The sequence below is a fragment of the Bosea sp. 685 genome, from assembly GCF_031884435.1.
Lineage (GTDB): Bacteria > Pseudomonadota > Alphaproteobacteria > Rhizobiales > Beijerinckiaceae > Allobosea.
The window spans coordinates 3,580,313-3,601,519 of sequence record NZ_CP134779.1 but is presented as its reverse complement, the minus strand read 5'-3'; the positions used below and the strand labels follow the sequence as shown (position 1 = coordinate 3,601,519).

17 protein-coding genes are annotated in these 21,207 nt (G+C 64.9%); 5 read left to right on the top strand and 12 right to left on the bottom strand.

Features of this window, described 5'->3' with window-relative positions; all coding sequences use genetic code 11:
* Window positions 1–26 precede the first annotated feature (26 nt).
* Genes nikC through RMR04_RS18120 form a run of 4 tightly spaced genes read right to left on the bottom strand, consistent with a single transcriptional unit; the run spans window position 27 to window position 4,109 of the window.
* Window positions 27–878: a nickel transporter permease gene (gene nikC, locus RMR04_RS18135; protein ID WP_311909730.1), complete on the bottom strand. Its 852-nt coding sequence runs from the start codon at window positions 876–878 to the stop codon at window positions 27–29.
* Window positions 875–1,801 carry an ABC transporter permease gene (locus RMR04_RS18130; protein WP_311909729.1) on the bottom strand — a complete coding sequence of 309 codons (927 nt, stop codon included), beginning with the start codon at window positions 1,799–1,801 and terminating at the stop codon, window positions 875–877. The genes nikC and RMR04_RS18130 overlap by 4 nt, the downstream gene beginning before the upstream one ends.
* 5 nt (window positions 1,802–1,806) lie before the next feature.
* Window positions 1,807–3,315, bottom strand: coding sequence for an ABC transporter substrate-binding protein (locus RMR04_RS18125; RefSeq protein ID WP_311909728.1), 1,509 nt, complete (start codon window positions 3,313–3,315; stop codon window positions 1,807–1,809).
* Window positions 3,315–4,109 (bottom strand): GntR family transcriptional regulator, encoded by a 795-nt coding sequence (locus RMR04_RS18120; RefSeq protein WP_311909727.1) that lies wholly within the window; start codon window positions 4,107–4,109, stop codon window positions 3,315–3,317. Before RMR04_RS18120 ends, RMR04_RS18125 begins: the two co-directional genes overlap by 1 nt.
* Window positions 4,110–4,612: 503 nt before the next feature.
* Between RMR04_RS18120 and tagH the strand changes: the two genes are divergently transcribed.
* Both tagH and RMR04_RS18110 read left to right on the top strand, forming a co-directional pair.
* Window positions 4,613–6,067, top strand: a complete 1,455-nt coding sequence (tagH, locus tag RMR04_RS18115; RefSeq protein ID WP_311909726.1) for a type VI secretion system-associated FHA domain protein TagH — start codon at window positions 4,613–4,615, stop codon at window positions 6,065–6,067.
* 67 nt (window positions 6,068–6,134) lie between these two features.
* Window positions 6,135–6,644, top strand: coding sequence for a PAAR domain-containing protein (locus tag RMR04_RS18110; RefSeq protein WP_311909725.1), 510 nt, complete (start codon window positions 6,135–6,137; stop codon window positions 6,642–6,644).
* 179 nt (window positions 6,645–6,823) lie between these two features.
* On the opposite strand, the gene tssH is transcribed toward RMR04_RS18110, so the two are convergent.
* The 8 genes from tssH to RMR04_RS18070 all read right to left on the bottom strand — a co-directional run bounded on the left by tssH (window position 6,824) and on the right by RMR04_RS18070 (window position 17,527).
* Window positions 6,824–9,592, bottom strand: a complete 2,769-nt coding sequence (tssH, locus tag RMR04_RS18105) for a type VI secretion system ATPase TssH (RefSeq protein ID WP_311909724.1) — start codon at window positions 9,590–9,592, stop codon at window positions 6,824–6,826.
* On the bottom strand, window positions 9,589–10,632 hold the full coding sequence (gene tssG / locus RMR04_RS18100) for a type VI secretion system baseplate subunit TssG (protein ID WP_311909723.1): 1,044 nt from the start codon (window positions 10,630–10,632) through the stop codon (window positions 9,589–9,591). Before tssG ends, tssH begins: the two co-directional genes overlap by 4 nt.
* Window positions 10,629–12,590 (bottom strand): type VI secretion system baseplate subunit TssF, encoded by a 1,962-nt coding sequence (gene tssF / locus RMR04_RS18095; RefSeq protein ID WP_311909722.1) that lies wholly within the window; start codon window positions 12,588–12,590, stop codon window positions 10,629–10,631. The genes tssG and tssF overlap by 4 nt, the downstream gene beginning before the upstream one ends.
* A 150-nt stretch (window positions 12,591–12,740) precedes the next feature.
* The gene (tssE, locus tag RMR04_RS18090) at window positions 12,741–13,286 is read right to left on the bottom strand and encodes a type VI secretion system baseplate subunit TssE (RefSeq protein WP_311909721.1); all 546 of its coding nucleotides are present in this window, start codon (window positions 13,284–13,286) and stop codon (window positions 12,741–12,743) included.
* A 107-nt stretch (window positions 13,287–13,393) separates the two neighbouring features.
* On the bottom strand, window positions 13,394–13,873 hold the full coding sequence (locus RMR04_RS18085; protein ID WP_311909720.1) for an Hcp family type VI secretion system effector: 480 nt from the start codon (window positions 13,871–13,873) through the stop codon (window positions 13,394–13,396).
* Between the two features lie 183 nt (window positions 13,874–14,056).
* Entirely contained in the window at window positions 14,057–15,550 is a 1,494-nt protein-coding gene (gene tssC, locus RMR04_RS18080; RefSeq protein WP_311909719.1) for a type VI secretion system contractile sheath large subunit, read from the bottom strand.
* 79 nt (window positions 15,551–15,629) lie between these two features.
* Window positions 15,630–16,151, bottom strand: coding sequence for a type VI secretion system contractile sheath small subunit (tssB, locus tag RMR04_RS18075; protein ID WP_311909718.1), 522 nt, complete (start codon window positions 16,149–16,151; stop codon window positions 15,630–15,632).
* A gap of 80 nt (window positions 16,152–16,231) precedes the next feature.
* Window positions 16,232–17,527 carry a type VI secretion system protein TssA gene (locus RMR04_RS18070; protein ID WP_311909717.1) on the bottom strand — a complete coding sequence of 432 codons (1,296 nt, stop codon included), beginning with the start codon at window positions 17,525–17,527 and terminating at the stop codon, window positions 16,232–16,234.
* A 392-nt stretch (window positions 17,528–17,919) separates the two neighbouring features.
* On the opposite strand from RMR04_RS18070, the gene RMR04_RS18065 reads away from it, so the two are divergent.
* From RMR04_RS18065 to RMR04_RS18055, 3 genes are all read left to right on the top strand, one after another.
* A complete protein-coding gene (locus tag RMR04_RS18065; protein ID WP_311909716.1) occupies window positions 17,920–19,803 on the top strand; it encodes a type VI secretion system Vgr family protein in 1,884 nt (627 codons plus the stop codon).
* Window positions 19,804–19,806: 3 nt separating this feature from the next.
* Window positions 19,807–20,370, top strand: coding sequence for a DUF6931 family protein (locus RMR04_RS18060; protein ID WP_311909715.1), 564 nt, complete (start codon window positions 19,807–19,809; stop codon window positions 20,368–20,370).
* 175 nt (window positions 20,371–20,545) lie between these two features.
* On the top strand, window positions 20,546–20,887 hold the full coding sequence (locus tag RMR04_RS18055) for a hypothetical protein (RefSeq protein ID WP_311909714.1): 342 nt from the start codon (window positions 20,546–20,548) through the stop codon (window positions 20,885–20,887).
* Window positions 20,888–21,207 lie beyond the last annotated feature (320 nt).

Genomic DNA, 21,207 nt, shown 5'->3' with positions numbered 1-21,207 from the left:
GAAATCATGAGCTGCACGGCTCTGCCTCAGCGGAAACGGGGGTCGAGGCGGTCGCGCACGGCGTCGCCGGTCAGGTTGACGGCAAGCACGAGCACGAACAGGCAAAGGCCCGGCAGGGTCGCGACCCACCAGGCGGTGGCGACGTAGTTGCGGCCCGTCGAGAGCATCGCGCCCCAGCTCGCGGTGGGCGGCTGGACGCCCAGGCCCAGGAAGGAGAGCCCGGCCTCGAACAGCACCATCAGCCCGAATTCGAGCGTCGCGACGACTGAAACCGCGCCGATGATGTTGGGCAGGAGGTGGCGGAAGAGGATGCGCGGCGCGCCGGCGCCCATCAGCGCCGCCAGCCGGACATAGGGCATGGTCGCGATCGAGAGCGTCTGGCTATAGGCGACGCGGGCGTAGCGCGGCCAGCGTGTCAATGCGAGCACCAGGACGACATTGACGAGGCTCGGCCCCAGCACCGCGACGGTGATGATCGCCAGCAGCACGGCCGGGATCGAGAGGAAGACGTCGACGACGCGCATCACCGCGACCTCGGTCCAGCCGCGCCGGTAGCCCGCGATCATGCCGAGCGTGGTGCCGACCGTGCCCGACAGGATGACCGAGGCGAAGGCGACGATCAGCGAGACGCGCGCGCCATGGATGATGCGGCTGAGCAGGTCGCGGCCGAGCTCGTCGCTGCCGAGCCAGTAATGGAAGCTGCGCGAGACTGTGCCCGGCGGCTTCAGGCGGCCGACGAGATTTTGCGTATTGGGGTCGTAGGGCGCCAGCCACGGCGCAAAGATGGCGGCAAACACGACCAGCGCGACGATCGCCAGCGGCCACCAGCGCCAGAGCCAGAGCTTGCGGCGGGGAGATGAGGCGGCAACAGCGCTCATCGTCCGCCATCCAGCACGATGCGCGGATCGACCAGGCTGTAGAGCAGGTCGCAGATCAGGTTCAGCGCCACGGTGACGAAGGCGCCCATCAGCACGACGCCCTGCACGATCATGAAATCGCGCGCCAGGATCGCCTGCACGGTGACCTGCCCGATGCCGGGCCAGGCGAAGACGGTCTCGACGATGACGGCGCCGGCGAGAAGGTTGGAGATTTCGAGCGCCGCGACCGTGATCAGCGGGATCGAGGCGTTGCGGGCGATGTGGCGGATGAGCAGGCGCCCGGTGCGGACGCCGCGCGAACGGGCGGCGCGGGCATAATCCTTCGACAATTCGTCGAGCAGGGCCGAGCGCGTGATCCGCGCGAAAGTCGCCATCGAGAGCAGGCCGAGCGCGAAGGACGGCATCACCAGATGCCAGAGGTCGCCGGTCGAGGACGGTGGCAGCCAGCCGAGCAGCACCGAGAAGACCAGGATCATCAGGATGCCGCTCCAGAAGGTCGGCATGCTCTGGGCCGCGAGCACGAAGCCGGCCGCGAGCTTGGCGACGGGCTTGTCGCGGAAGACCGCGAGCAGGATGCCGATCGGCACGCCGATGCCGCAGGCGACGAGAAGCGCGCCCGCCGCCAGCATCAGCGTATAGGGCAGGCGCGAGGCGATGATCGTCATCACCGGCACGCGCTGCACGACGGACTGGCCGAGGTCGAAGCGGGCGAGATCGGCCAGGAAGTCGAGATATTGGATCGGCAGCGGCCGGTCGAAGCCCAACGCATGGCGCAGCGCGTCGACATCGGCCTTGGTCGCGGTCTCCGGCACCAGCAGATAGGTCGGGTCGCCGGTCAGGCGCTGGACGAAGAAGATCAGCGTCACCACCCCGATGATGGTGGCGAGCGCCTGTCCGGTGCGCCTGAGCAGGAAGCCTTGCACGAAGCTCAGTCCGTCCAGCTCATGCGGTTGAGGAACATGCTTTCATTCGGCGTCGGCTTGAACTGCAGGTTCTTGGTCGCGCCGTAGATCACGGCCGCCTGGTAGAGCGGAACCAGCGGGGCTTCCGCGGCGATGATCTCGTGGACCTGTTTGTAGGCGGCGAGCCGCTTGTCCTTGTCGAGCGTCTGGCGCGCCTCTTCGAGCAGGCTGTCGGCCTTGGGGTTGCGATAGGCCGACCAGCCGCTGCTCTTGTGGATCAGGGGGAAGAGCACGCCGTCGGCATCCTGGCAGGCGCAGGACCAGCGGCCGAAGCTCAGCGTCGAGGTCGTCTCCGGCCCGGCCTGCGAGCGCTTGAGGTAGCTCGCCATGTCCGACATCGCGATCTTGACGTTGAGACCGGCATCGTTGAGCTGCTGCTGGATCGCCTGGACGATGCGCTGGTCGAAGACCGGCGAGGTCGAGAGCTCGATCTCGGCCTTCGCCGCCGGGCCGGCTTCAGTGACGAGCGCCTTGGCCTTGGCGAGGTCGTAGCTTGGCCCCTTGAGGCCCTCGACCCAGCCGAAGCTCGCCGGCGTCAGCAATTGCGAGACGGGCTTGTCGAAGCCGCCGAGCAAGCCGTCGACCAGCCCTTCCTTGTCGATGGCATAGGCCGCCGCCAGCCTGAGCTTGACGTTGTCGAAGGGTGGCTTGGTCGTGTTCAGCCTGAGATAGGCGACGCGTTCAGTCAGGCCGATCAGGGCCTTGGCCTTGGTCGCGGATTTGAGCTGGCCGGCCTGGTCTGAATCGAGCGTCACGCCGAGATCGCTGGTCCCGGCCTGGAGATTGGCGAGCCGTGTCGCCCCATCCGGCACGGCGCGGAAGATCACGGCCGGGAAGGGACCCTTGTCGCCCCAATAGGCGTCGTTGCGCACCAGCGAGACCTGCACGCCGCGCTGCCAGGCCTCGAACTTGTAGGGCCCGCTGCCGACGGGCTTCAGGTTGAAGGCGTCCTTGCCGACCGCCTCGACGATGGCCTTGGGCACGATCGAGAGCTTGACCAGCTGTGCGAGCAGGGCCGGATAGGCGCCGTTGGTGGTGAGCTTGACCTTGGTCGGCGAGAGCGCGGTCGCGTCGGTGATCTTGTCGAACTGGCCGAGCTGCGGGCTGCCGAATTTCGGATCGGTGATGCGCTTGACGCTGTAGGCGACGTCCTCGGCCGTCAGCTTCGAGCCGTCATGGAAGGTGATGTCGGGCCGCAGCTCGAATTCGATCTCCGTATCGGAGAGGTATTTCCAGCTGGTGGCGACCTGCGGGACGATCTCGCCCTTGTCGTCGCGGGTGACGAGATTGTCGAAGATGTTGCGGTAGACATAGTAGCTGTCGGGGTTCCACTGCACCTGCGGATCGAGCGAAGACGGCTCGTTGACGAGGTCGACGACGAGCCGCTCCTTCGAGGCCTGGGCCGGAGCAGCACCAAGCGCGAGCACGGCGGCCAAAGCGGCCGCGACATGAGTGGTCCGCGAGAGAATGCTCATCACTGCTGCTCCTTCGAGAGGGGGATCGGGAGAGGGATCGGACTGTCCGTGGTTGCGGTCGCCGGCCGCGCCGTGCGCCGGCGTGCCGAGCGGGCCGCCGGCTGCGTCGGGCGAGCCGACACCGCCATGAAGCCACGGGCGAGGGCGCCGGCGAAGCGCTCGTTCTCCTGCGTGATCGCGAAGCGGGCGGCGTCCGCATCGCCCGCGATCAGCGCTGCCGCCAGCGCGCGCCGATCAGGCGGCGTGATGGGGTGGCCGGTGAGATCGAGCAGGTGCAGGATGCGGTCGGCGTGGTCCCAGATCTCCGCGAGCCAGCGCCGGGCGAAGGTGCCGGCGCTGCTGACGAGCAGATCGCGCAGTTGCCGCTCGGCCAGGCGCGCGGTCGCCAAGGCGGCAGGTTCGCTGCGGCCAAAGACCGATTCCATTACGCCGAGCAGCGAAATCAGCATGTCGCGGGTCTGTCCACTGAGGCGCTGCACTGCAAGCGATGGCTCCAGCCTGCGGCGGCCATCCAGCACCGCTTCGATCAGCGCGCCGTCCACCGGGGCGATGCGCCAGCCCTGCCTGGCGTGCCGGCTGACGAAGCCCTGCGCGGACAAGGCGGTCAGCGCGACGCGGATGCCGGCTCGGCCGAGGCCGAAGCGCTCGACCAGGGCAGCCTCGTGAATGAATTCGCCCGGTGCGAGTTCGCAGGCGATCACCGCCTTGCGCAAACGCCGGGTCGCGACATCCATTCGCGCCTCGGCGGCGGGCAGGGTCACAGACGGAGCGAAGGGCGAGGAGGTGTCGAGCATGGCCGGCAATCTGGAATGATTTGTGAGATTTCACAAGCTGTTTGTGACATTTCAAAGTCAGTGTGGAATGCGCGCTTAGCGCGGGGGGCTAAAGACCCGTTTGGACATTCGAGCCCTCATCCTGAGGAGCCGCGAAGCGGCGTCTCGAAGGATGCTCCAGATGGTTCGGGAGCCTCCTGAAGCATCCTTCGAGACGCCATTCCCTGGGGAATGGCTCCTCAGGATGAGGGCTGTGGGACATCTCAAACAGTCTCCAAGGCCTCCTCGCGGGGCGGCGGCCGGGCCGGTCTGCCCCGTGCCGGATCAGCGGGGCGCCGCCGGCTCTGCGGGCCGTGGGCTCCAGCCGTCGCGATGCTTGCCTTGGGCACAAGGATTCTTTGACCTTTCCTTACGTCGCACTATGATTTTCCCGTCGAGCCGTACGATGTTTGCGTAAGATTACGGCCGGGCTTTGTGTGAACGGGAAACTGCGCGTGCCGTCGCTTACGCTGTCGATACAGAACATGGACAGGCTGCCCGATGGCGGCCCGCTCCAGATCACCATCAAGGGCCAGCGCGGGCTTGATATCGGCCGCGACCAGTATCTCGACTGGACCTTGCCCGACCCTGGCCGGATCGTCTCCAGCCGGCACTGCGAGGTGCGTTTCCGCGACGGTGCCTATTGGCTGCACGATGTCTCGAGCAACGGCACCTTCGTCAATGGCAGCGAATTGCGCATGTCGGGGCCGCACCGCCTCAAGGACGGCGACCGGCTCGAGATCGGCCATTACATTATCGGGGCGGCTGTCGACAGCGAAGGCGTGTCGGAGACGGCGCCCGAGCCCGCCGCGCCGTCCTCCACCCGGCCAGAGGAGATGTGGGACAGCGCCTCGACGGCGCCGCCGATCCCGGCCTCCGAGCTCAGGCCGCCGCGCCCCGCGGCCGAGCAGAACGACCTGATGAACTGGTATGTCGATATCCCGGATCTCGACGAGCCGGCGCGCCGCAACGAACCGGCCTGGCTGCCGCCGGACCGGAGCGCTGCCTCTGCCTCTGCCTCTGCCCCTGCCGCGCCTCCGCCTGTTCCGCCGCCGGCGCCGAATGCCGAAGCGCCGGGCTTCGAGGCCTTGCCACCGATGACCGCGCCGCTGCCGTCGCCGCGCGGCGACTGGTCGATCCACCCCATTCCCGATGCGCCCGAGCCGGCTCAGCCTTCACCCGAGCCCGTACCTCTGGGCGGTTACATGACCTCGCCGCCGGCCGCGATCCTGGCCGCCAAGCCCGCGCGCCCGGCGGCCGCTGCCGTCGCCGCGGCTCCGGAGCCGCCGCCGGCCGCTCCGCCGACTTCGGTCAAGGCTTCGTCGGCCCAGACTTCTGCCCAGGCGCCGATAGGCAATCAGCTCGCAGCAAGGATGGCGCGCGGCGCGGGCGTCAGCGAGGAGATCTTCAACCGCCGCTCGCCCGAGGAGATGGCCGAACTCGCCGGCCTGCTGCTCAGGATCACCTGCGAGAACGTCAAGCAGATGCTGCAGGCGCGGGCCGAGACCAAGGGCCTCGTGCGCAGCACCAACCAGACCATGATCCAGGCGCTGGAGAACAACCCGCTGAAATTCTCGCCGACCGTCGAGGACGCGCTGCGGATCATGTTCGGGCCCAGCACGACGAGCTATCTCGACGCCAGGCGGGCGCTCGAGGACAGCTTCAAGGATCTGAAGACCCATCAGATGAACACCTACTCCGCCATGCAGCAGGCGCTGAAGATGGTGGTGGAGGATCTGGATCCCGCTGTCATCGAGGCCGCGACGGATAAGGAAGGCGGGCTCGGCGGCCTGATGGGCTCGCGCAAGGCCAAGCTCTGGGACCATTTCGTCACGCGCTGGAAAGCCAAGACCGAGCGCCACGACAACGGCCTGGTCGATGCCTTCATGCTGTATTTCTCGGAATGCTACGACAGGTTGGCGAGCAAGCTGCGCTCCTGAGCCGTCTTGTGGGTCCGCTCCGTGCGATCTAGAGTTTCCTCTAGGTCATCAACAAGAGGGCTAAGCCATGCCGACCGGACCGGCTGCCCGTATAACCGACCCAGTTCTGCACCCGCTGCCGCCGGTCCTGCAACCGGGGCCGGGCAGCCCGACCGTCCTGATCGGCGGCCTGCCGGCCTGGCGTGGCATCGGCGGGGCCGGTGCGGCCGCTGTGAAGGCCGCAAAGCAGGCCTCGGACGCCACGCTCGATGCGGCGAAAGCCGCCAAGGTGGCTGCGGCGGGCACGCCCGGTGCCCCGGCCGCGGTTACGGCCGAGGAGACCGCCAAGACGGCGGCGTCCACCGCGATGAGCGCGACGATCACCGGCGCGGCTGCAGGCGGCGGCGGGGTCGATATCCATATCTGCGCCACGCCCTTGCCGCTGCCGCCGCATGGCCCCGGCGTTGTTGTCGACGGCTCGACGACCGTGATGATCAATGGCTTGCCGGCCTGCCGCATGGGCGACACCATCGTCGAGGCGCTCGGGCCGCCCAACAAGATCATGATGGGCTGCCCGACGGTGATCATCGGCGGCTGAGCATGCTGTCTTGTGAGCGCGCTGTCTTGGGCCGCAAACACACCGTCATCCCGGACAAGCGGCTTTAGCCGCGCCGATCCGGGATCCATTCCGGAGCGTTTGCCGGAGAGGTTCAGGAATGGATCCCGGGTCTCCCTCCGGTCGCCCGGGATGACCGCGCTTTCATTGGAACCGCGGCGCTACCCAACCTCATAGGCGAACTGCCCGTCCGCGATCGCAACCTTGGCGCTCTTCACCTCGGTTTTCTCGATCGCCTTGTTGAGGAAGGCGCGCGAGAGCGCCGGCAGCAGCGTGTTGGTGATGATGTTGTCGATCATGCGCCCGCCGGAATCGGGGTCGTTGCAGCGCGAGACGATATGCGCGACCACCTCGTCGCCATAGCTGAACGCCGCGTTGTGGTTCTCGCGGATGCGCTTGCCGATGCGGTCGAGCTGGAGGCGCACGATGCCGCCCAGCATGTCGGGCGAGAGCGGGTAATAGGGGATCGTGACAATGCGGCCGATCAGGGCCGGCGGGAAGACCTGCAGCAGCGACGGGCGCAGCGCTGCCGAAAGCGTCTCGGCATCGGGCTTGGCTGACGGGTCGCGCGCCATGTCCATGATCACCTCGGTGCCGACATTCGAGGTCAGGATGATCAGCGTATTCTTGAAATCGATCCGGCGGCCGGTGCCGTCCTCCATCTGACCCTTGTCGAAGACCTGGAAGAACAGTTCGTGCACGTCGGGATGCGCCTTCTCGACTTCGTCGAGCAGCACGACGGAATAGGGCTTGCGGCGCACGGCCTCGGTCAAGCGGCCGCCCTCGCCATAGCCGACATAGCCGGGAGGTGCGCCCTTCAGCGTCGAGACCGTGTGGGCCTCCTGGAACTCGCTCATATTGATGGTGATGATGTTCTGCTCGCCGCCATAGAGCGCCTCCGCCAGCGCCAGCGCCGTCTCGGTCTTGCCGACGCCTGAGGGCCCGCAGAGCATGAACACGCCGATCGGCTTGTTGGGGTTGTCGAGCTTGGCGCGGTTGGTCTCGATGCGCTTGGCGATCATCGCCAGCCCATGGGCCTGGCCGACGACGCGTTTGTTCAAGGTCTCGGCCAGATTGAGGATGGTCTCGATCTCATCCTTGACCATCCGGCCGACCGGAATGCCGGTCCAGTCCGAGACGATCGCGGCGACAGCCTGCTCGTCGACATAGGCGTAGATCTTGCGCTCGTCGGGGTTCAGGGATTCGAGCGAGGCGTTCCTCTCCTTCAGCGCGGCGAAATCGGCTTCCGCATCGGCAGGAGCCGCTTCCGCATCCTCGCCGATCGGTGCGGCGGCGGGGGCGAGGGCTGCGTCGTCATTGGCGGCGTCCGTGCTCGTGGCGGGAGCGGTCTCGGCAGCGGCTGTCTTGGCTGCAGCGGCCTTGTCGGTCGCGGTCTTGGCGATCTTCTCGCGCAGCGCCTTGATCTCGTCGACGATCGCCTTCTCGGAAGCCCATTCGGCTTCGAGTTTCGCCAGCTTCTCCTGCAGCGTCGCGGTCTCGCCCGCGATCTCGGCGAGACGCTCGCTGGCGTCGGTGCCGATATCGCGATCGGTCTCCAATGCGGTCTTTTCCGTGTCGAGCGCGGCGATAGCGATGCGCGTATCCTCGATCGAGGCCGGCGTCGTCGTCTGGCTGATCGCGACGCGGGCGCAGGCCGTGTCGAGCAGGCTCACCGCCTTGTCGGGCAATTGCCGCGCCGGGATGTAGCGATGCGACAAGCTCACCGCCGCGACGATCGCCGCATCCGAGATGCGCACGCCATGGTGCTTCTCCATCGGCCCCAGAATACCGCGCAGCATGGTGCAGCAGCGGGCGATATCGGGCTCGTCGATCTGAACCGGCTGGAAGCGCCGTGTCAGCGCCGGGTCCTTCTCGAAATAGAGCCGGTACTCGGCCCAGGTCGTCGCCGCGATGGTGCGCAAGGTGCCGCGCGCCAGAGCCGGCTTCAGCAGGTTGGCGGCATCGCCCGTGCCGGCGGCTCCGCCCGCGCCGATCAGCGTATGCGCCTCGTCGATGAACAGGATCACCGGTGTCGGTGAGGATTGGACTTCGTCGATGACCGAGCGCAGGCGCTGCTCGAACTCGCCCTTCATCGAGGCGCCGGCCTGCATCAGGCCGATGTCGAGCGAGCACAATCTGACGCCGCGCAGGGGCGGCGGCACGTCGCCGGATGCGATGCGCTGGGCAAAACCCTCGACCACGGCGGTCTTGCCGACGCCGGCCTCGCCGGTGAGGATCGGGTTGTTCTGGCGCCGGCGCATCAGCACGTCGATGATCTGGCGGATTTCGTCGTCGCGACCGGTGATCGGGTCCATCGTCCCCGATGCCGCCTTGGCGGTGAGGTCGATCGAGAAGCGGTCGAGTGCGGTCGAACCTTTGGCTCCGGGGGCAGCGTCCGTGCCGGGCGTGCCGGCCGCGCGCAGGCCCGAGCCGTCCATCGGCTGCAGCGATTCCTCGTCCGACTGGGCCCAGACGGTACGGTGCTCGCCGGCCAGCGTGTCGACCGGGATTTTCGCGAATTCCTTGGAGGCATCGACCAGGGCGCGGCGGACATCGAGCGATTTCAGCGCCGCGACCAGGACATGGCCGGAGCGGATCTGGGTCTCGCCGAAGAACAGCGTCGCATAGTGCCAGCCGCGATCGAGCAGGTCGGTGACCTGGTTCGCGACGCCGGGCATCTCGGTCTCGTTGCGCTTGAAGCCGTTTACGACCGCGCCGATCTCGGCCAGCATCCGGGCGCGGTCGAGCTTGTAGTGGTCGATGGTGATCGCGATGTCGGATTTGTCGTTCTGGAGCAGATGCAGCAGCCAGTGCGCCACCTCGACATTGCGGTTGCCGCTGCGCTTGGCCCCGCGCAGCGCCTGGATGAAGGCGTCGTAGCCCAGGCGATTGAGCTTGCCGGTAATGGCCTCCAGACTGATCTCGCTCATGACGGCCCCTTCGTCTTGTTGGTTTTCTGCGGTTTTTTCGGCTGCGGCGTGGTCTTCTGCCCCGGTTGGAAGCGCGCATCGCAGCGGATCTCGTCGGCATCCAGATCGCGTTTCGGCGAGAGCCATGAGGTCCAGCCGAGCTGTCCCGAGCGCGACAGGCGCATGGGCTCGACCTTGTTGGCGGGGATGGCGAGTTCGATATCCCAAGTGATCTCGTGGCCGACGACGAAGAAGATAGCGTCGTTCAGGACCTGGCAGATGTCGCCGCTCGGCAGGAAGCGCCGGTATTCGTCGAGGTCGGCCGTATGCAGGCGCACCACGATCTTGTCCTCGATGCTGAAGACGCCGGCGCCGATCAGCATGTCGACGCCGAGCCGGGCATGGCGGCCGCCGAGGCTGGAGCGGTCGCTTTCCTCGAACTCGATCTTCATGCCGACGAATTCGTCGATCTCGACCTTGAGATCGAACATGCCCTCGAGAAAGCCGCGCAGGCGCGCCGCCGATTTCGCCTGTGCGCCGAGCAGGCCGGAAAACCCGGCCTTGAGCGCGTCCGGCGTGGCGTCGAGCTCGCGATAGGGCGCGCTGCCGAGCCCGATGCCGGAGCCGACGAAATCGAAGAAGCGGTCATGGTCGAGGCTGTCATGCTGCGCGACGGGCCTGGCGTCGGCCCAGCTGCGGAAGAACAATTGCAGGAAGCGGTTCTGGAACAGGTCGAGAAAGCGCGGAAAGGCGTCGTCGCCGGCGAGCAGCCAGCCATGGGCTTCCTCGGTCGTGGCATAGGGCAGGGCGCCCTGCGGGCCGAGCAGGCCGAGGAATTTGACCAGGATGCGCATGCGCCCGGTCGCATCCGCCTCGGCCTTGGCCAGGGTCGAGGCCGGGAAATCCATATACGGGTCTTGGCCCAGCGCGACATAGTCCTCGCGCGTCGCGCTGGAATCGCCGATGCGGGGCTGCTTGGGGTTGGCACGCTCCAGCCGCCGCAGCGTCTCATAGAAATCGAAGCGCCAGGGCTCCTGGGCCAGATCTTCGAGGAAGCTCACAGCACCCTCCTCGATCCGGCGCGGGGCGGCCAGCGCGCGATCTCGCCGCGCTCGACGGTGCGGATCACGGTCTGGGTGAAGTGGTTCATGCCGGCATATTCGGCGAAGAAACGGTCGAGGATGGCTCCCAGCAGGAAGGCGCCCGAGCCCTCGAAGGCCTTCTCGTCCAGCGTCACGGTGACCTCCGTGCCGCGTGCCGCGCCGAGCCCCGCGCGATGGCGCACGCGCCTGACCACGGGGCGGCTGTCGAGCGAACGCGTCCCGCGGATGCGCCGTTCGGTGGCGGCGTCAGCGAGGTCGGCGAAGAGGGCGAGCGTCTCGCGCAGCGCCCGCCCGTCCTTGCCGCCGCCGCGCTCGAGCAGACCGAGATGGTTGAGGCTGAGCATGTTGATCAGTCGCCAGGTCACGGTGCCGGTATGGGCGGTCTCGCCGCGGCTGCGCAGATAGGAGGCGACGGGCTCGCGCGGCGGCGTCGGCCCCGCCACGCAGACGATGTCGAGCGTCTGGTCCTCGGGCAGGCGGAAATCGGCGCCGCTGCTGCCGACCGGCAATTGCTCGGCCAGATGCCGGTTGCTGCAGAAGGCGCGGATGCTGAGTTCGACGACGCGCGCGGCGAGATCCGTGCCCGGCTTCTCGGTCAGAGAGATGAACATGTCCGTGCCGATATAGTCTGAAGCCGCGCCGCGCTGCTTCTCCTCGATCGAGCGGCGCCGGGGCAGGCGGCGGATGGTGTAGAACAGCCCGGATTCATCGCCGCTTTCGAGCGAGGAGGAGTAGAGCGGGCGCACCGGCACCTTTTCCCGCCCGCCGGCGAAATGCGCGAAGACCTCGACGATGCGGTGCGGTTCGAATTCGAGATAGCGGCTGCGGTCCGGCACGACATGGTGCTCGTGGACATTGGTCTTCATCGGGATGCGGTCGGTGCCCATCTCGAACAGGTTCACCGCGGAGCTGGTGTAGAGCGAGAAGGCGTTGCCATCGACGACGCTGCCGAGCCGCGGGCTTGCCTCGTCGAAGACCATGATGATCTCGATATTGCGCGCCGCGAGCGACTGGCGGACGGCTTTCAGCCCACCCAGCGTGAAGCCGAGGAATTTGCGCGGGAACATGAAATACTCGCGCAGCAGGTCGAACCCCCGGAAGATCCGGGCGTCATGCGGCAGCAACGCCTCTTCCTCCTCCATGCCGATCTGCCGCAGGCAATCCTGCGGCAGGGGCACGGCGACCGGATCCCCGAACGGATCGAGATAGCGCAGGAACACGCCGATGCAGCGCGCCATGATGTGCTCATAGAGGGCGTGGGCGTCCGGCTCCGCGCCGGTGAGGTAGAAGGGCAGCGTCTCGAGCTTCGTGCCGGAAAACCAGCATTCGGGCTTCGCCTTGGCCTCTGTGTCGGAGGGTTCGTCGTCGCGGCGCGGCGTGGTGCGATGGGTCAGGCTGATGCGCAGGCCCGCCAGCGCCCGCCGGTCGATCGGGATGCCGAGGCCCTGCAGGGCGGCGGGCGTGGCGAAATACTCCGCGCCTGTGGTCTCGAAGGGCCAGAGCGTGACGTCTGAGGCGAGCCGATAGCGGCAGGCGACGCGGCGGCCGCGCTGCTGATAGGTCGCATCGATATAACTGCCCTTCGCGATGGTCTTGCCTTCGCGCAGCGCCGTGTCGCCGAAGGCAGGCTGAAAGCGGGCCAGGATGCAGGAGGGCGTCGGCGCCAGATAATTCGGCACCAGCTGTTCGAGCAGATTGGAGGTGAATTCCGGAAATTCATGCTTCAGCTTGAGCTGCACGCGCGCCGCGAGAAAGGCCGTGCCCTCCAGCAGACCCGACACCATCGGATCGATGCGGTCGCGCACCAGGCCGCCGAGGCGGTCGGCAATGCCGGGATATTCGTCGCCGAACTCCTTGGCCTGCTGGTAGAGCAGGTCCAGTTCGCGGTTGTAGAGATCAAGGAATTCGCGATCCATGGCGGCTAGAGCATCGTGTCGAAAAGCGGAAGCCGGTCCCTGGGCGACATCATGCCCTCATGCTGCGATGAGCGCCGGAGCGAGCCGCGGTGGTGTCTGGGGGCATCATGCGCATATTCCCGAAGGTCGAAACGAACTCATCATCCGGCTCTAGAGGCGGCTGACCATGATCTTGCCCGACCCCGCCTGCATCTCGGCGAAGAACTCGACGGGGACATTGACCGGGTCCGCCACCATGTCGGCGCGCACGATGAAGCGGATCGCCAGTTCATGCACCGCGATCGACGTGTCGCGCTCGACATGCAGCGACTGCCGGACAAGCCGCGGCTCATAGAGCAGCAGCGCGTCCTTGATCTCCTTGTCGATATCCTCGATGCCCGCCTCGTCGATCGTGCGATGCGAGATATCCGGCAGGCCGTAATTGAGAATCGAGCGGCGAACGGCTTCGTTGGGACCGAGATCGAAGGATGATTCCAGGTTGACCGTGTTCAGCAGAGTGCCGAGGTCGCGTGACAATTCGCTGCGCAAGCGACTTTCCGAGATCGCGGCCCGGCCGGTCACGAGCCGCCCGGCCAGGACGCGTTCGCCGGCCTCGTCGCGCAGATCGAGGGATTTGCGCCCGTCGCGTGCTTCGACCGCCGTGCGAAAGGCTGACATCAGCGGAATCCGCAGGCTGACCGATTTCTTGCGACTCATCCAGCCACGCCTCCCAGCATCCTCGCATGGCGGCCTGTTGCCATCGCCGCAACGGGCTGCCCTGTCGATAAATGGTCAGGCGCCTATGTCCGACCGACGCTGTTGATTTACGCCGGAGACCCTTTGGCGATATTATATTTGAATTCGGGAGCGGCGCCCTTCGAACCCTTCTTAGCTTGCTGGGCGATGGCAACCTTGAGGGTTCCATAATTCAGGCTGAAATTTATCATGACGTGCTCGTCCGTTCCGGAGTATTGGAACGAGCTGATGACGATATCTTCCATTTCTATAACGACAAAATCAACAGTGCCGTCGCCTGCTGACTTAAGTTGGGTAAGTTTTCCTTTGCCGATATGCTTACCGGTCGCGCAGAACTGGAACAGAGTGACTGCGGATTTATCCGGAATCATAGTGCAGCTCATGTCAGAGAATGACGAAATGGCTTGGGTGGAGCCGGTGGCGACATGCGAAGTGCCGGCCTGGGTCACGCCATAGCTGTAGCTGTCAAGCGCCAGCTTGCCGTCTTGGTCCTTGATGACGCACTCGCTCTCGACGTCGTCCAACTTCAAAAAAATGGCTGTGGCCATGACTCGTTTCTCCCTTTGCAAATCCAGGTTTTACGAATGCGCACCTAAGTCTTACGAACGTAGATCAAAGTCTTACGAACGTAAATTCAAGTCCTACGAAGCCAGTATGGGCATCGTTTTTGATCCACGCCGGCCTAATGATCGATCTGACCGAGCCGACTACGTGAACAGGCTAGTGCCTGATCATTTAGCTTGCGGAAGCCGCGAAACAAGACTCAAGCTGACATCCATGCCCTCAAGTTGATAATGCGGCCTCAGCAAGAAACGAGCCGAATAATAGCCTGGATTCTCTTCATCGGGGCGAATCTGCACACTGGCGGCCGCGAGCGGCTTGCGCGCCTTGGTCTGTTCGCTGGATGTCTTCGGCGCTCCATCGACATACTGGTTGATCCATTCCTGGAGCCAGGTCGTGAGCTGGTCTTCTTCCATGGTCGCGCCGACTTTGTCGCGCACCATGCATTTCAGGTAATGCGCGAAACGCGAGACTGCGAACATGTATGGCAGGCGGGAACGAAGATTTGACGACGCCGTCGCATCGACATTGTTGTCATATTTCTTCGGCTTGTAGAGCGATTGCGCGCCGATGAAGGCGGCCTTGTCGGAGTTCTTGCGATGGATCAGCGGGATCAGGCCGGCTTTGGCGAGCTCGGCCTCGCGCCGGTCGCTGATCGCGATCTCGGTCGGGCATTTCAGGTCGACGCCGCCATCATCGCTCGGGAACGTATGCGTCGGCAGGTTGACGACCTCGCCGCCCGACTGGACGCCGCGGATGCGTGTGCACCAGCCCCATTCCTTGAAGGCCCGGTTGATGTTCACCGCCATCGCATAGGAGGCGTTCATCCAGGCATAGTTCGATCCGGTATGGCCGTCGGTTTCCTCCTCGAAGCCGAATTCCTCGACCGGGTCGGATTTCGCGCCATAGGGCAGGCGCGACAGCACGCGCGGCATGCATAGGCCCATATAGCAGGAATCGTCGGAATCCCGCAGCGAGCGCCAGGCGGCATAGTCGGGCGTGTCGAAGATCTTGCCCAGATCGCGCGGATTGGCGAGTTCGTTCCACGAATCCATGCCCATCAGCGTCGGGCCGGCGGCGGCGAAGAAGGGCGCATGCGCGGAGGCTGCGACCTTGCTCAGGTCGCGCATGAGCTGCACGTCCTGCGGCAGGTGGCTGAAATAATAGTCGCCGACCAGGCAGCCATAGGGTTCGCCGCCGAGCTGGCCGAACTCCTGCTCATAGACCTTCTTGAACAGCGGGCTCTGGTCCCATTTCGCGCCGGGATAGAGCTTCAGCGTCCGCGACAGCTCGTTCTTCGAGACGTTCATCACGCGAATCTTGAGCGTAACGTCCGTCTCGGAATTCATCACGAGATAGTTCAGGCCGCGCCAGGCGCTCTCGATCTGCTGGAATTCCGGCGCATGGATGATCGCGTTGACCTGCTGGGACAGCTTCTTGTCGAGCTGCGCGATCATCTCTTCGATCGTGTCGAGAACATCGTCCTTGACCAGCGACTGATCGGCCAGCGCCTGCTGGACCAGCGTCGAGACGGCGTTCTCGACCTCGCTTGCGGCGCGTTCGCTGCGCGGTTTGAAGCTCTGCTTCAACAGCGAGGCGAACTCATCGACATCGCGCGTTTCGGTCTGCTCGGCTTGGGTAGCGGATTTGAGCTCGGTAGCCATGATTACCGTTCCAAAAAGCGAAGTGGCGCGTCGTAGGCGTGCTCAGGATTTTGGGCGTGCCTAGGATTTTGGGGCGTAACTAGGATTTCTCGTCTTCGGAGGCTGGCTTGGCGCGCTCGCTCAGCGCCGCCATCAATTTCGGATCGCTCAGCAATTCACGCAGCTTGGCTTCCGCGCCGGCTTTCCCGTCCATGTAGCTCTTGAGGTTGGCGAGCTGCTCGCGCGCCTCCAGCAGCTTGGCGACGGCGGGCACCTGGCGCGCCACGGCGGCGGGGCTGAAATCGGCCATCTTCGAGAAGCGTAGCGCGACCTGGAGTTTTTCGCCCGATGGCGTCTCACCGAGCTTGTTGTCGACCCGGAAGGTGACGCCGGGTTCGATCGCCGCCATGCGGTTCTCGAAGTTGTCCATGTCGATGTCGAGGAAACTGCGATCCGCCATGTCAGGTTTTTCTGCGCCGGCATAGTTTCCGGACAGATCCGACATCACGCCCATGACGAACGGAATCTCTATCTTACGATTGGCATCGTAAGGGTCATCGTAACTGATATGAACCCGAGGCGCTCGGTTGCGTCGGATGAACTTCTGGCCGCTGTCGGACATATCAACCCCCGAGGCTGCTTCGCTGCGGAATTGAAGCAGAAACACTACATTTCAAAACGGCCGTAAGGTCAACTCCATGATCAACTTTCATCCAGGTTCCGAAATGCACGTTCCGGTAGCATTTCTCTTAAAAGCGACATGAAATCGCGTTCGGCCATCGAACGAGCACGCTCGCACAGCAACGGAATGGCGCTCGACGGCTCGCGTACGCGCAGGTGCCCGGCGACTTGCTGAAGGATGTCGAGCGCCTCGCGCCGGCTGCCTGCGGCCGGCGGATCGGCCTCCGTGTCATCAGTCTCGCCGTCGGCCCCGGTCTCGATCAATGTGGCCAGGCGCTCGATCGGGAGATCGAAGACCATGCGACCGCCGACATTGATGGTCGCATCGCCGGCATGCTCGGGAACCAGGAGCTGAACGCTTTCGGCCAGCCCTTTGCCGACGAGCTGGCGCGCCTGGGCGACCAGCAGGAGCGCCGGGCTCGACGGTTCGCGGGTCCGGAAATAGAGCTCGGCGCCGAGCAGGGCGCGACGGATGCCGGCCAGCGTGTCGAGCGGCATGGAGGGTGTGGGGCCCGCGGCATCCCCGCCTGGGCCTTCCGCATCCGCGCTTCCAGCGGCCTGCGGCGCCAGGGCGGCGCCCGGGTCGCGCTTGACGATTGCGCCGTCGAGCACGGCCCGGATCTTGTCGAGCGTGGGCTTGAGTCGTCCGAGGCTGAGGCTGCCGGCGTTCTGCTCCTCGATGCAGGCTTCCATGTCGGCCAGCGCGGCTGCGGCCGCAACGACCAGGTCGCGGTTCTGGACGAGCCCGGCCATGTCGCCGTCGTTGAAGGCGGTTTCCACGGCCTGCAGGTCCGGCGCCGGCTCGCCCTCGCGGGCGGTGGCCTCGCCCTGCGCGATCTGAACCATCCGGTAGTTGACCGGCCCGATGCGCCGGCTGACCGTCAAGGGCGCGTGCAGCAAGGGCATGATGATGCTCGTCGTGTCGTCGAGCGATTCTATGACCACGATGCGCAGGCCGAAATCGCCTTCCTCGGCGGCGGGGTGGACCTGCTCCCAGCGTGCGCGCAGCAAGGCCGCCATCGCCGTCAGGGCCGCGACGAAGCCACCGAGTTCGCGGTTGAGGATGCGCAGCTTCGCGAGCAGGATGAGCAGGCGCAGATCGCGGGTGCGCCCCAGCAGGGCCTCGACGGCGCTGCTCTCTTTCCCCAGGTCGTTCCGGGTCCGATCGAAGTCGAAGAAGGATTTTTCCGGGAGCAGGCCCTCCGCCCGCGCCACGAACAGGCTGTAGTCGGGGTCGTAGGCGAGGTCGAGATCGGGGCCGCAAGGGGCATCCTCCTCGATCGCTTCGCTCAGGGTCGTGGCGAGGCTCGCCGTCATCTGCATCTCCCCCAGTCCATATTCCTAATCCGGCATGTCCTAATCCGGCATGTCCCTAATCCGGCATGTCCCTAATCCCGCATGTCCCTAATCCCGCATCCCTGCCGGGCCGGCGCTTTTTGGTCGTGTCGTAGCGTCCATATCGACAAGGCGTCCATGAATGGCCTGTTTCCCACGCGTTGCGCAATCTTACAATGATCACCCGACTTTATGGTGGATCGAGATCAATCGCGTTCCGGCTAAGAGTCGGGCTGAATCGCGGTGTCAGGCGGGTTGAATTGACGGAAACGCTGGATTGCTTTTGGTAAGCCAGTCTCTGTGCTAGACCGTGATGCTGGCGGACTATAAGTTTCCTCTGGTCAGCGACCGCCATATTGGACATGCGAGCCGTCATGAGCCGAGAACCTAGCCAGGCCAACCGACCCGCGATCCTGAAGACGCCGTTCGGCGGCGATGTCCTGGTCTTTCATCGGCTTGACGCCAATGAAGGCCTGAGCGAACTGTTCGAATATCGTATCGAGGCCTTGAGCACGAAGGACAATCTGGATTTCGACACCGCGCTCGGCCAGCAATGCCATCTCGAGATCAATTTCGTCGAGTATAAGGGCGCTATCGTCACTCGCCAGAAGAAGCGTTACTTCAGCGGTGTCCTGGTCGAGGCGCAATCGCTCGGCGTGCGGGAGGATTTATTCCTCTACCGACTGACGCTGCGGCCCTGGCTCTGGTTGCAGGGGCAGACGGCCAATTGCAAGATCTTCCACAATAAGACAGTCGACAAGATCATCGAGAAGGTCCTGCGCGATGGGCAGCTCGGCGATCTGCGGCTCGACATCAAATCCTATCCGAAGCTCGAATACTGCGTTCAGTACCGGGAATCGAACCTCGCCTTCGTCTGCCGGCTGATGGAGGAATACGGCATCTGCTACTACTTCGAGCATGAGGCCTCGACGCACCGTCTGGTGCTCGCTGATCAGGCGTCGTCGCATAAGCCGATCCAGGGCACCGAAACCATTCCGTTCCTGCCGCTGGACACCAACAACCGGCGCGAGGTCGAGCATATCGAGCATTGGATGGTCGAGCGCCGCTTCCGCACCGGCAAGATCACCTTCCGCGACTATAATTACGAGAAGCCCGATGCGGACATGCAGGCGGAGGAGCAGACCTCGGAAGCCTACCAGCACTCCAAGCTGGAGGTTTACGACTATCCCGGCCGCTATCTGGAGAATGGCGACGGCAAGACACTGGCCAAGGTCAAGCTCGAATCAGAGCAGGCATCGGACCGTCGCCGGATCGCCTCGGGCAATGCCGTGACGCTCTATCCCGGCGGCTTGACCAAATTGGAGCGCCATAGCGCCGACAGCGAGAACAAGCAGTTCCTCGTCGTCAGGGCGACGCATTCCTTCGTCTCGCTGCAATCCTATCGCTCCGGCGCGGATGGCGGCGGGCACGACTATTCCGGGCAATACGAATTCCAGCTCGCCGACCGGCCGTTCAAGCCGCCGCAGCTCACGGACAAGCCGACGATCTTCGGCCCGCAGACGGCGCGCGTCGTCGGCGAGAAGGGCGAAGAGATCGATGTCGACGATCAGGGCCGCATTCTCGTCAAGTTCCATTGGGATCGCGACGACGAGCATCTCTACCGGGTCCGCGTCGCGCAGGTCTGGGCCGGGGATTCCTGGGGCGGCTCCTTCATCCCGCGCATCGACCAGGAGGTGATCGTCGAGTTCCTGGAGGGCGACATCGATCGCCCGCTGGTCGTCGGCACCGTCTATAACGGCAAGCACAAGATGCCGTTCGGCACGAAGGCGAACAAGAACATCAACGGCATCAAGTCGGACACGACGACGGGCAGCAACGGCTACAACCAGCTGACCTTCGACGACACCAAGAAGGCCGAGAAGGTCGAGTTCCGCGCCGAGAAGTTTCTCGACACGCTGGTCCGGGACACCGAGACCCGTAATATCGGTGAGGATTTTTCGAGCGAAAAAGGCGAGGCCTCGCGCAACATCACCCTGAAGAAGGGCGACGACAATCTCAAGGTCGAGACCGGCAACCAGGTTGTGGACGTCAGTCAGGAAATCCTGATCAAGGCGGGCCAGAAGATCACGCTCAAGGTGGGCGGTTCGACGATCGTGATGGACCAGGAGAGCATCACCTTGAAATCGATCAACATCAAGGTCGAGGCTTCGGCGGATCTCGATATGAAAGGCACGACGACGCAGCTCAAGGGCAGCGCGGTCCTGACGATCCAGGGCGGCATGGTGAAGATCAACTGACGCATGCGCCAAGACCGCTTTCTCACAGCGCGCGATGTCTTCGAGGCCTTTCCGACTGCGGGAGAGGACATCGAGGCTGCCCCCAGCGACGCCGCCCCGCGCGATTTCCTCATCGGGCTGATCGACAGCAAGACACCGGAGGATGCGATCAGCTTCTGTGCCTATCTTCTGCCGAGGCGGGAGGCGGTCTGGTGGGGCTGCTCCTGCGTGCGTGGGCTCGCCGATGAGCGCGAGCGCCAGCAGATCGAGCAGAACCGGGCTTTCCGGGCCGCTGAACTCTGGGTCAAGGATCCGCAGCAGTCGCGCCGGATCGAGGCGTTGCGCATAGGCTTTGCCGGCGTGCGCGCCGACGCCAGCACCTGGCTTGCGCTGGGCGCGGCCTGGTCGGGCGGCGATATGGCGGACAATCCCCATGCTCCGGTGATGGCCCCGCCGCATCTGACGGCCAAGGCCATCCGCGCCGCAGTCCTGATCGCCTTGGCCCGGAACGCGACTCAGGAGCGCCGCGCCAGGCTGACGACTTGCATCGACCATGGCGTGAAGCTCCTGCAACGCCGCCCTGGCTGACGCGGGAAGCGGGCACGGCAGGGGCGGGGAAAAGCCAAAAATGGCCTGAATCCGGCTTCGATCAGGTTGTTCCGATAGGATTTTGACATTCTTCACCTGTTTGGCGGAACCTTCCGGATGTTGGCGCATTGGCACAGTTATGATATGGTGCTTTGATGCAGAATGGAGCAAGGCGATGACCTTCGGCCTTTCGACTGCGCGATCCATGGCTTTCGGAACGGCGCTCGTACTCACCGGGCTAACGCCTGCGTTGGCGCAGGACGTGATCGTTCCCGGCGCTTTTCTGGTCGCGGAAGTGCAAGACGAGCCGCAATTGGTGGTGGCGCCGCTGCCGCCCATCCGTAATGCGATGATGCGTCCCCAGACCGCGCGCTCGGCCTCGGTCAAGCCGGTGCGCGCAGCGCCGGCATCCCAGCGCGTGGCTTATGTCGAGCCGGCGGGTCCGCCGCGTCGCTTCGAGGCCTTCACCTCCTTGTCCGCGCGGCCCGGCGTCATCTGGCTCGGCACGGTCTACTGAACGTCTCGCGACGGACACCACCAGCGAGTGAGTGATGCGAGCGACGCAAGATTTGCGTCGCTCGGTTGCGTTCGAGCGACTGGCGTCATTCCGGGCTCAGAGCCCGCTCGGAAACTCTGCGAGCCCTCGTCCTGAGGAGCGCTCCGCAGGAGTGCGTCTCGAATGATGCTCCAGGAGGCTCCCCTGCAAGCTGGAGCATCCTTCGAGACGCCGCTTACGCGGCTCCTCAGGATGAGGGCTCGCAGAGTTTCAAAACAGGCGATCTGACCGCAGGCTGGCTGGGAGCGGCGGCGCATTTTCTTCACGCGAGCCGGTGCCCA

Excerpts from the sequence above, each read along its gene's own strand:
- nikC (WP_311909730.1), bottom strand. The coding sequence starts at position 878 with ATGAGCGCTGTTGCCGCCTCATCTCCCCGCCGCAAGCTCTGGCTCTGG.
- RMR04_RS18125 (WP_311909728.1), bottom strand. The coding sequence starts at position 3,315 with ATGAGCATTCTCTCGCGGACCACTCATGTCGCGGCCGCTTTGGCCGCC.
- RMR04_RS18120 (WP_311909727.1), bottom strand. The coding sequence starts at position 4,109 with ATGCTCGACACCTCCTCGCCCTTCGCTCCGTCTGTGACCCTGCCCGCC.
- tagH (WP_311909726.1), top strand. The coding sequence starts at position 4,613 with ATGGACAGGCTGCCCGATGGCGGCCCGCTCCAGATCACCATCAAGGGC.
- RMR04_RS18110 (WP_311909725.1), top strand. The coding sequence starts at position 6,135 with ATGCCGACCGGACCGGCTGCCCGTATAACCGACCCAGTTCTGCACCCG.
- tssH (WP_311909724.1), bottom strand. The coding sequence starts at position 9,592 with ATGAGCGAGATCAGTCTGGAGGCCATTACCGGCAAGCTCAATCGCCTG.
- tssF (WP_311909722.1), bottom strand. The coding sequence starts at position 12,590 with ATGGATCGCGAATTCCTTGATCTCTACAACCGCGAACTGGACCTGCTC.
- tssE (WP_311909721.1), bottom strand. The coding sequence starts at position 13,286 with ATGAGTCGCAAGAAATCGGTCAGCCTGCGGATTCCGCTGATGTCAGCC.
- RMR04_RS18085 (WP_311909720.1), bottom strand. The coding sequence starts at position 13,873 with ATGGCCACAGCCATTTTTTTGAAGTTGGACGACGTCGAGAGCGAGTGC.
- tssC (WP_311909719.1), bottom strand. The coding sequence starts at position 15,550 with ATGGCTACCGAGCTCAAATCCGCTACCCAAGCCGAGCAGACCGAAACG.
- tssB (WP_311909718.1), bottom strand. The coding sequence starts at position 16,151 with ATGTCCGACAGCGGCCAGAAGTTCATCCGACGCAACCGAGCGCCTCGG.
- RMR04_RS18070 (WP_311909717.1), bottom strand. The coding sequence starts at position 17,527 with ATGACGGCGAGCCTCGCCACGACCCTGAGCGAAGCGATCGAGGAGGAT.
- RMR04_RS18065 (WP_311909716.1), top strand. The coding sequence starts at position 17,920 with ATGAGCCGAGAACCTAGCCAGGCCAACCGACCCGCGATCCTGAAGACG.
- RMR04_RS18060 (WP_311909715.1), top strand. The coding sequence starts at position 19,807 with ATGCGCCAAGACCGCTTTCTCACAGCGCGCGATGTCTTCGAGGCCTTT.
- RMR04_RS18055 (WP_311909714.1), top strand. The coding sequence starts at position 20,546 with ATGACCTTCGGCCTTTCGACTGCGCGATCCATGGCTTTCGGAACGGCG.